The following is a 1,193-nucleotide window of genomic DNA, read 5'->3' on the forward strand; positions in this document are numbered from 1 at the left end:
ACAGCTATCAATTACAAGGAAAGCTGACGGATGGTACTGCAACCTGAGCCTAGAGGATAAGTCAGTGCCGGAGTTCAACCCTGATGACATTATTCCTACTTGGGAAAACTCAATTGGAATGGATGCTGTTCTAGATAGAGGCTTTTATCTAGCAATATCCGATGGCAAGAAACTCCTCTCCCTTAAACCACTTCGTCGGAATCAAGACAAGTTAACCACAGTTTCTCAACGCAAAAATAAGCGTAAAAAAGGAAGTAAAGCCAGACGTAAACTAGCAAAACGGGAAGCCCGTATTCATCAACAGATAGCTAGGAGTCGTGAAGATTTCCAGTACAAAACTGCTCATCAACTGGTGAATACAGGTAAGAAAGTCTTCTTTCACGAGAAGCTGAACCTCAAGGGTTTAACTCGTCGCAATACTCCTAAACGAGGGCGAGATGGTACGTTCTTATCCAATGGTCAATCATCAAAATCAGGACTTAACAAGTCTTGGTTAGATGCAGGCTTTGGTCAGTTCTTTGAAGTGCTGGGTCAGGTAGCCGCAAAAGCTAACGCCAGTGTAGTCGAAGTCAAGCCAAATTACACATCTCAACTCCTCTCTTATCGAGATGAATTTGTGTTCACCGACCGAGATATGCGAGAGTATTTCGATCAGGAATTAAAGCTGATTGTCGATAGAGATGTCAACGCATCAATCAACATAAAGCGAGTCGGGCTGGATGTGTTCCCGACTATAAAACGCCGTAGAGGGAAGCCTGTAGTTGTTGAATCTACTACTAATAGTACCTCAAAGGAAGCTCTGACCGCTCTTTATGAGCATCAGAAGCCCACACTGAAAGCGTAGCGGAGCGTGTGTGGTACATCACTTAGTGATATCGAAAAACTGCGAGTAAAACTGGGTATTGACCAGTGGGTAGTTTTTGGCGGTAGTTGGGGTAGCACTCTTTCTTTAGCCTATAGTCAAACCCATCCTGAACGCTGTCTAGGACTGATCTTGCGGGGAATTTTTATGCTCAGGCAAAAGGAAATTCGTTGGTTCTATCAGGAGGGAACAAGCTATATTTTCCCTGATGCTTGGGAAGACTATATCAAGCCGATTCCAGAAATAGAACGCCATGATCTAATTTCTGCTTACTATCGACGGTTGACCAGTCCGGATCCTCAAACCCGCAATTCAGCAGCTCGGGCTTGGT

2 protein-coding genes are annotated in these 1,193 nt (G+C 44.4%); both read left to right on the plus strand.

All coding sequences use genetic code 11. From position 1 onward, the window contains the following. A partial coding sequence (locus F6K38_RS42515) for an RNA-guided endonuclease InsQ/TnpB family protein (protein WP_287265228.1) occupies positions 1-844 on the plus strand: 844 nt, incomplete at its 5' end. Between the two features lie 6 nt (positions 845-850). Continuing rightward, a partial coding sequence (locus F6K38_RS42520) for an alpha/beta fold hydrolase (RefSeq protein ID WP_287360908.1) occupies positions 851-1,193 on the plus strand: 343 nt, incomplete at its 3' end.

Source organism: Moorena sp. SIO3B2, from assembly GCF_010692525.1.
In the GTDB taxonomy this organism is placed as follows: domain Bacteria; phylum Cyanobacteriota; class Cyanobacteriia; order Cyanobacteriales; family Coleofasciculaceae; genus Moorena; species Moorena producens.